Annotated in this window: 7 protein-coding genes and 1 pseudogene; 1 reads left to right on the forward strand and 7 read right to left on the reverse strand. The window is 24.8% G+C overall.

Translation table 11 applies throughout. From position 1 onward, the window contains the following. Nucleotides 1-138: 138 nt before the first annotated feature. On the forward strand, nucleotides 139-1236 hold the full coding sequence (locus CSGHG_RS08605) for an AI-2E family transporter (RefSeq protein WP_412766363.1): 1098 nt from the start codon (nucleotides 139-141) through the stop codon (nucleotides 1234-1236). A gap of 46 nt (nucleotides 1237-1282) precedes the next feature. Here CSGHG_RS08605 and CSGHG_RS24860 read toward each other — a convergent pair whose 3' ends face one another. The 7 genes and pseudogenes from CSGHG_RS24860 to CSGHG_RS20275 all read right to left on the reverse strand — a co-directional run bounded on the left by CSGHG_RS24860 (nucleotide 1283) and on the right by CSGHG_RS20275 (nucleotide 7237). After that, nucleotides 1283-2398 (reverse strand): ComEC/Rec2 family competence protein, encoded by a 1116-nt coding sequence (locus CSGHG_RS24860; protein ID WP_010294208.1) that lies wholly within the window; start codon nucleotides 2396-2398, stop codon nucleotides 1283-1285. Nucleotides 2399-2662: 264 nt separating this feature from the next. Then, nucleotides 2663-3796 carry a hypothetical protein gene (locus CSGHG_RS08620; protein WP_010294210.1) on the reverse strand — a complete coding sequence of 378 codons (1134 nt, stop codon included), beginning with the start codon at nucleotides 3794-3796 and terminating at the stop codon, nucleotides 2663-2665. Between the two features lie 196 nt (nucleotides 3797-3992). Next, nucleotides 3993-4739 carry an ABC transporter permease gene (locus CSGHG_RS08625; RefSeq protein ID WP_010294213.1) on the reverse strand — a complete coding sequence of 249 codons (747 nt, stop codon included), beginning with the start codon at nucleotides 4737-4739 and terminating at the stop codon, nucleotides 3993-3995. Continuing rightward, the gene (locus tag CSGHG_RS08630; RefSeq protein WP_010294215.1) at nucleotides 4739-5395 is read right to left on the reverse strand and encodes an ABC transporter ATP-binding protein; all 657 of its coding nucleotides are present in this window, start codon (nucleotides 5393-5395) and stop codon (nucleotides 4739-4741) included. Before CSGHG_RS08630 ends, CSGHG_RS08625 begins: the two co-directional genes overlap by 1 nt. Nucleotides 5396-5610: 215 nt before the next feature. Then, complete coding sequence (locus tag CSGHG_RS08635) at nucleotides 5611-6006, reverse strand: HsmA family protein (protein WP_010294217.1); 396 nt, start codon at nucleotides 6004-6006, stop codon at nucleotides 5611-5613. Beyond that, a complete protein-coding gene (locus tag CSGHG_RS08640; protein WP_010294219.1) occupies nucleotides 6006-6446 on the reverse strand; it encodes a MarR family winged helix-turn-helix transcriptional regulator in 441 nt (146 codons plus the stop codon). Before CSGHG_RS08640 ends, CSGHG_RS08635 begins: the two co-directional genes overlap by 1 nt. Before the next feature lie 163 nt (nucleotides 6447-6609). Then, nucleotides 6610-7237: pseudogene (locus CSGHG_RS20275) on the reverse strand (DUF488 domain-containing protein). Between the last annotated feature and the right edge of the window lie 120 nt (nucleotides 7238-7357).

Raw genomic sequence — 7357 nt, forward strand, 5'->3', positions numbered from 1 at the left:
GATATTCAAAATAGTGAAACTTCCTCGGAAACACTTGGAATTCAACACTACATTTTGTATGAAAATATTTTAAAATTATTGAGTAAATTTAAATGTGAGATTGTTTCTCTATATTTATCTAATAAACTTTATAAGGAGGTGTACATATTGGTAAATAAAAAACCTATATATTATCTAGTAATTTTAAATTTAATATTATTAGGTATATTTTTATTAACGAAAGTTAATTTCATATTAACTCCACTTGTAAGCTTAAAGGATGCTATGCTTATACCTATGATATTAGCTATATTCCTTTACTATATTCTAAGACCAATAAATAGATTTTTAAAAGCTCATAATGTACCTAATGTTTTAGCAACGATTATAACTATAGTTTCCATAATAGTTTTAATTGTTATGATGAGTATATTTACAGGCTCAGTTGTAGCTAATGAGGGAGTTTCACTAATAGAATCTTTAAATCAAACTTTGGAAAATTTAGCTAATAAATACAGCTATTTATTTCCACAATTAAATGATTTTCTTAAATTTAATGATATGTTAAGTAGATTATCATCATTTATAACAACTTCATTTTTAGATATTAGTATGGGTGCATTTTCTGTAGTCGGCTCTGTAGGTAACTTTTTTGCACAACTTATATTAATCCCTATAATAATGTTTTACATATTAAAAGATGAATATAAGATATATAATTCCCTTTGTAATTTTCTACCTAGCAAATCTAAAACATTTATCATAAAAATTCTTAAAGACATTGATACTGTTTTAAAACAATATATTTCTGCTCAAGTAATGGTAGCATTTATACTTGGCAGTTTAATGTTTATTGGTTATTTAATACTTGGAATGCCTAACGCTTTCGTATTATCTTTCTTTTCATTTATAACCTCATTTATACCTTTTTTAGGTGCAGTACTTGGAGTATTTCCAGCACTAATTTTAGCATTAGGTATGGGTTTCCCTATGGTTATAAAAGTAGTACTATTAGCGATAATTGTTCAGCAATTAGAAGGAAATGTAATAACTCCTAATATAACAGGAAACCAACTTAACATGTATCCTTTAACAACTATAATTGTTATTACTGCTAGTGTATATTTTGGAGGTTTTTTTGCAGCATTTGTTGCAGTACCTATATATAATATATTTAAAGTTTTAATTATTAACATTTGGGACTTTACAAAAGAAACTAAAACTAAAAAGATCTTAGATAATAAGAATTCAATATAAAAAAACAGAATGACTTTTTACTTGTCATTCTGTTTCTTTATTTATATTATAATGCGCATCTATCACAGGGATCAGATTTACCCTTATCTTTTGCTTCTTTTAATGTTCCCATTAATATATTTTTACTATTTTTAAGACTAGAGCAACCTTTATCTAAATGATATGATTTTCCTTTTTCAGTAAAATAAACTTTCATATCATCTTCATTCTTATTTTTTGATATACTATCTTCCTCTATATCTTTTTCATCATTTTGTTCTATATTAACCTTTTCACCTTCATTATAAGTTCCATTATCTTTATCAAAACTAATATTTTTACCATCACTTATGGCAATTATTGTTCCTTCTTCATCTGTTCTATGTAATACAATATTTCTATTTTTCATTTTATTTATAGTTTCTATATGTGGATGACCATAATCATTGTTTTTTTCACAACTTATAATTGCATACTTAGGGTTTACCTTATCCAAAAACTTCTCACTAGAAGAAGTACGTGATCCATGATGTGCTAACTTTAAAACATCTGCACTTAAATCTATTCCACTTTTAAGCATATCATTTTCTGAAAGAGTTTCTGCATCTCCAGCAAATAAAAAGCTTGTATCTTCATATTGAATTTTTATAACTATAGAAGACTCATTGGCATCTTTATAATCTTCTGCTGGTGCAATAATTGTAGCTTTCACTGAACCTATATTAAAAGTTTCTCCTACTTTAGGTGCTATAGGTTTTAATCCCTTCTTATTTAAAGAATTTACAACATCTTTAAAAGTTTTAGTTGTAGCTGTCTTTTTAGGCATATAAACAGTACCAATTTTAAAATTATCTATCACATAATCCAACGCCCCTATATGATCTTCATGTGGATGAGTTCCTACCAAATAATCTATTTTTGATACATTCATCTTTTTCAAGTGATTTTCTACTATTTTTCCATCATCATTATTACCTGCATCAATTAACATATTCTCATTTCCACATTGTATTAGAATACTGTCTGCTTGTCCTACATCTATAAAACTTACAACTAAATTATTTTCTTTAGTATTTTTGTTATCTGAAATATCCCCTTCTATTTCACAACCAATCATTAAAAAACTTATTAAAAACACTAATAACAAGCTTACTATAGTTCTAAATTTCCACTTATTCTTCATTTGTTCAACTCCTCATCTTCCGTATATACTAATTAAATTATCTAAAACATTATATCATAAACTTAATTATATATAATTCTATTTTTTAAATAGTAAAACCTATAAGTACATTATAAGCAGTGTATACAAACACTCCTGCTATTATCCAAAATACTATCCATAAAATTAATTTTACATTTATTTTTTTCATAATATCACCTCAAAATAAAAGAAATATACTTAATACAGTATATTTCTTTTATCCTTAAAACATGTTATTTGGTTTTAAATAATTTCAAATAGTATAAGGTTGTTTCCTATTACTTCATAACTATTTTCATATTCTTTTTCACTTAAATCATCTAAATTTATAACTCTTATTTTATCTTCATATACAGATTCTAATATCATATTATTATCTATAATTTTTATAAACTCTTCTTTCTCCCCTTTAGATGCTACTTTTTTATTATTTTTCTCACAATAAAAAACATTCTCTGCTTCTAACTTTTTAAAAATTAATTGTTTACTATTAATATCATAAACTACAGATTTTCTACCTTCTTCATCTACTTGAAAGTCATACTCTTTAATCTTCTTTATATGAAATTTTTCTTTACTTATTTTATAAACTTTTTCAATATTATTTTTAAAATCAGTAGCTTTAAAATAAATGTTGTCATTATCTATTTCTAAAAATCTTACTCCAACATTTTCTGTACATTCCATTATAGGTATTATATTTAAACTCTCTTCATTATTTTTAACATCTTCTACTAATTGACTCACCTTTACTCTCATTAAACTAACACCATAACCATCTTTATGAATATGTAATTTTACTGAATTATTATTTATGTTTTGATCTGTTTCAAAAACTATCCATTCCTCATTGTTATACTTATAAACTTTAAAATATCCTCCATCTTCAAGCCTAATTATATTATCTTTTATAACATATGTATTTTTTTCAATTAAATCTATTAAATATAAAATTCCATCTTCTTTATATATAGATTCATACATATCTTCGTCATCTTTATACTCTTCTCCATAAGCTAAAACATATCTACTATTTAACATATTTATTATTCCACTTTTATCAAAACTGTATAACTTTTCTACGGTACCATTTTGAATAGAAATTTTATAAAAATCATAATAACTAGACATGCCTAAAACATTAGTATAAATATATCCATCCTCTATAATAGTACTTAATGTAGTTGTAAAATCATACATAGGTATACCGTGTTTATTTAATTTTATAATACTATCTTCAATCAAATCATATTTATAAAAATGAAGATAAACATTTCCACATTCTTTATTCATATGTCCAAATATAAATTCTTTATCATTTGCTTTTGTCACATTTCCAAAGTAGAAGTCATATTTTCTTAAATCAACTATTTTCATGGACTTCATCCCCTTTATAATATATATTCATTTATATCATTAACATATATTTACTATTTTAAACTATTTATTTAATTTATTTTGCAAACCTTAACGCAATCTATTTATCAAACTATATTCTAATTTTAAATTTATTATAATAGAAAAACTGTATTAAAGTAACTTTTTAAGTTTCCTTTAAAACAGTTTTTTATAACTATATCTTTAATTGTTTTCTATCATTAAAAAAATCCTTATAACTCATATATGTAGCTATCATTGTAGCTATCGATGATGAAGATAGAATCATAAAAGTAACCATTATTTGAAATTTAATTGCTATAAGTGGAGCAGTTCCTGCTAAAATAAGTCCAGTCATCATTCCTGGTAATGAAACTATTCCTAAAGTTTTAGCTGAATCAATAGTTGGAGATAACGCCATTTTTATGCTTTCTCTCAATATGTCTCTAGATGCCTCTTTAATATCCGCACCTAAGGATAATTTAACTTCTACCTCTACTCTTTTTAGATTAAAAGAATTAATTAAATTTCTATAACTTAATCCAATAGCCACCATTGAATTACTTACTACCATACCTGCTATAGGTATAACTTCATTAGGTCTAAATGCTATAGCTTTTGATGCTACAAGTACAGTAATAGTTACTATAGTTCCTAAAACCATGGATATAAAAGATATTAAAACTACATTATTTATTCCTGCTCCTCTTTTTTTAGTGTTTACAGCTGCATTTATAATCATAATTAGTATTAACAAAATCGTAAACATTGGCTTTTCTAAACCAAAAATTATATCTAAAATATATCCAACTATAACCAATTGAATGATTGCTCTTAAAATACTTACTAATATTTCTTTTTCTAAATTCAAGTGTTCTTTATAAGATATAAATATAGGTATTGCAACTAAACATGATGCTATAATAAGTGACATTGTACTCATTATTTAATAACCTCCATTCTATCTATTTTTCCTTCTGAAACTAATATTCTTTTATTAAAAATGCTTGTACTTTGTTCTAAATTGTGAGTAACCCATAAAACAGTTACCCCTTGAATATTTAATTCTTTAATGTAATTTTCAACACACTTAGAATTTTCTTTATCTAAAGCTGATGTAGCTTCATCTAATAGAACTATTTCTGGTGTATAAATTAAATTTCTTATAATTGAAACCCTTTGCTTTTCTCCGCCAGATAAATTAACTATATCTTTTTGTAAAAACTCTTCTTCTAGATTAAATTTTTTAAGTAGCTCTATAACTCTATATCTATCAAAAGGTTCTTTACGCACCTTAAATGGGAATTCTAAATTATCATAAACATTTATGCCAAACAAATATGGTAACTGAACACAATAACTTATTTGTTTTCTAATTTCTAAAGGATTATAATTTAAATAATTTTCTCCTTTAAAATATAATTCACCTTTGTTTATCGGTAATAAATCCGCACAAATTTTAAGCAATGTACTTTTTCCACTTCCTGATGATCCTATAATCGATATACAATCCCCTTTTTCCACATTAAATGTTACTCCGTTAAGTATATTAGTATTTTCTCTTTTGTAATGCACATCTTTTACACTTAGTATTTTCATAAGTTCCCCCTATATTTATTACAATAAATTTTAACATATATTTATTATACATTTATTATCTATAAGTTAAAAATATTGATTTTTGTATATTAACAAATATAAAGCTAAGAATCCTTTTTTATATGATTCTTAGCTTTAATATTAATTATTATAGTTTTCATGAGATTTAAAATATAATTCTATTTTACAATTATTTTAAACACCTATATGTACACTTAATTACTCATTCCAATAACCATGCCTACTACATAAGGTACTAACCAAACTAACCAAACAAATATACTAAACTTATGAAATGATACTTTTTTATCTTTATCATCCTTATATAAGACCCATGTTGCCCATAAAGCATGAAATAACATTAGAAATATAGCTAAAGCCCCTGTAATGCCATGTATGTTTTGAGATATTGTTGAGATACTGTTTGTTTGAGATTTGGCTATCTGCCCCATGGTTAATGTACCTACTGTATCACATACTAATCCTAACCAAAATATAACCACATGCTTTTTTTGAAGCATTTTAGACTTTCTTTCCCCAAATACACCTGTAGTATAAAATACTAATGCCAATGTAATTGTTATTATTGCAAAAACTAATTTTATATCCATTATTCTTCACTCTCTTTCATTTTTTTAGATAATAATTTAAGAGCTTCTTCTATTTTTTTATGCTCTTCAATACTTAAACTTTCAAATAATTTATCAAAAGTATTATTTATAGATGTCCTAAATTCTTTAGCAAATTCTAATCCTTTTTCTGAAAAAACTACATATGTATTTCTTTTATCTTTATCATCTTTAGTTTTTTTCACATACCCTGCATTTTCTAGCCTTTGTACAATTCCAGAAACAGTTCCTTTTGCTAAAGACATTTCCTCACATAATTGAGAAATAGTAATCTTTTTCTTGTGACCTATTAATTTCATTACCATAATCTGTTGATGTGTTAGTCCACATGGTTTTAAACTATTACTAATACTATTAGTTGTCATTGAATATATTTCTTTAATCAACATGGCTATTTGAAAAGAATTCATATTATCGCTCATAAAATGCCCTCCTTTTAGTTCGCATAAGAACTAAATAGTTCCTATGCAAACTATTATACTCCTATAATTATTTTAGTCAATATGTTTAATAAAATTTCACAAAAATTATTTTATAAAAAAACATCAAAGGTTGACCTTTGATGTTTAACTAATAAAATCCGAATTAATCATTATTATTTTTTAAATTTTCTATTCTATATCCTATTTCTTTATTAGCTAATTTATATCCTTCATAAATCATATCATCTTTTGTAATACTTTTTCCAATTAGTGAATCTATAGTTATTTGATTTCTATTAGGAAAATATTTTTCTAATAACTTTTCTTCTATTTTTTCTTGAGTTGCCAAGGAATAATCATCTAATATATGTTTAACACTAAATCCTGTTTTTCTTAAAGCTCTGCCAACTAATATACTGCGATGACACCTTATAGGATCTTGCATCGCACCTAAAATTGCAACATTATATCCTTTTTCACAACCTAGTTTTAATCTTTCAATTCCTTTTTTTAATTCATCTTCATAAATAACTTTTTCAAAATCTGCATAACCTTCTTTGTTATATGAAGTTTTATTTTCTCTTTTTTGCACTTAACTCTTTTGCCATATAAATATAAATAAACCCTGCATCTTTTAAAGACTTTTCTATAACTTCTTTATTAAATTGAACATTATATTTAGAGTAAGGAGTTCCCCTAATATCTACTACACAATCAATTTTAAAGTATTTTAACATATTTATCAGTTTTTCCATCGTATAATTTGAATGACCAATTGTAAAAATATTCATTGCTATCTCCCTATTATTTTCATATACAACTACTTAATGTGCTATAGGGTTCCAAATTAAATTTTAAACTTATTCATTTATCAAATGAGAAAATTCAAATTAATGTTTTATCAGTAACTA

The organism is Clostridium senegalense JC122, assembly GCF_000285575.1.
GTDB lineage: Bacteria > Bacillota > Clostridia > Clostridiales > Clostridiaceae > Clostridium_J > Clostridium_J senegalense.

Coding starts and splice junctions, on each gene's coding strand:
- CSGHG_RS24860 (WP_010294208.1), bottom strand. CDS start 2,398: ATGAAGAATAAGTGGAAATTTAGAACTATAGTAAGCTTGTTATTAGTG.
- CSGHG_RS08620 (WP_010294210.1), bottom strand. CDS start 3,796: ATGAAAATAGTTGATTTAAGAAAATATGACTTCTACTTTGGAAATGTG.
- CSGHG_RS08625 (WP_010294213.1), bottom strand. CDS start 4,739: ATGAGTACAATGTCACTTATTATAGCATCATGTTTAGTTGCAATACCT.
- CSGHG_RS08630 (WP_010294215.1), bottom strand. CDS start 5,395: ATGAAAATACTAAGTGTAAAAGATGTGCATTACAAAAGAGAAAATACT.
- CSGHG_RS08635 (WP_010294217.1), bottom strand. CDS start 6,006: ATGGATATAAAATTAGTTTTTGCAATAATAACAATTACATTGGCATTA.
- CSGHG_RS08640 (WP_010294219.1), bottom strand. CDS start 6,446: ATGAGCGATAATATGAATTCTTTTCAAATAGCCATGTTGATTAAAGAA.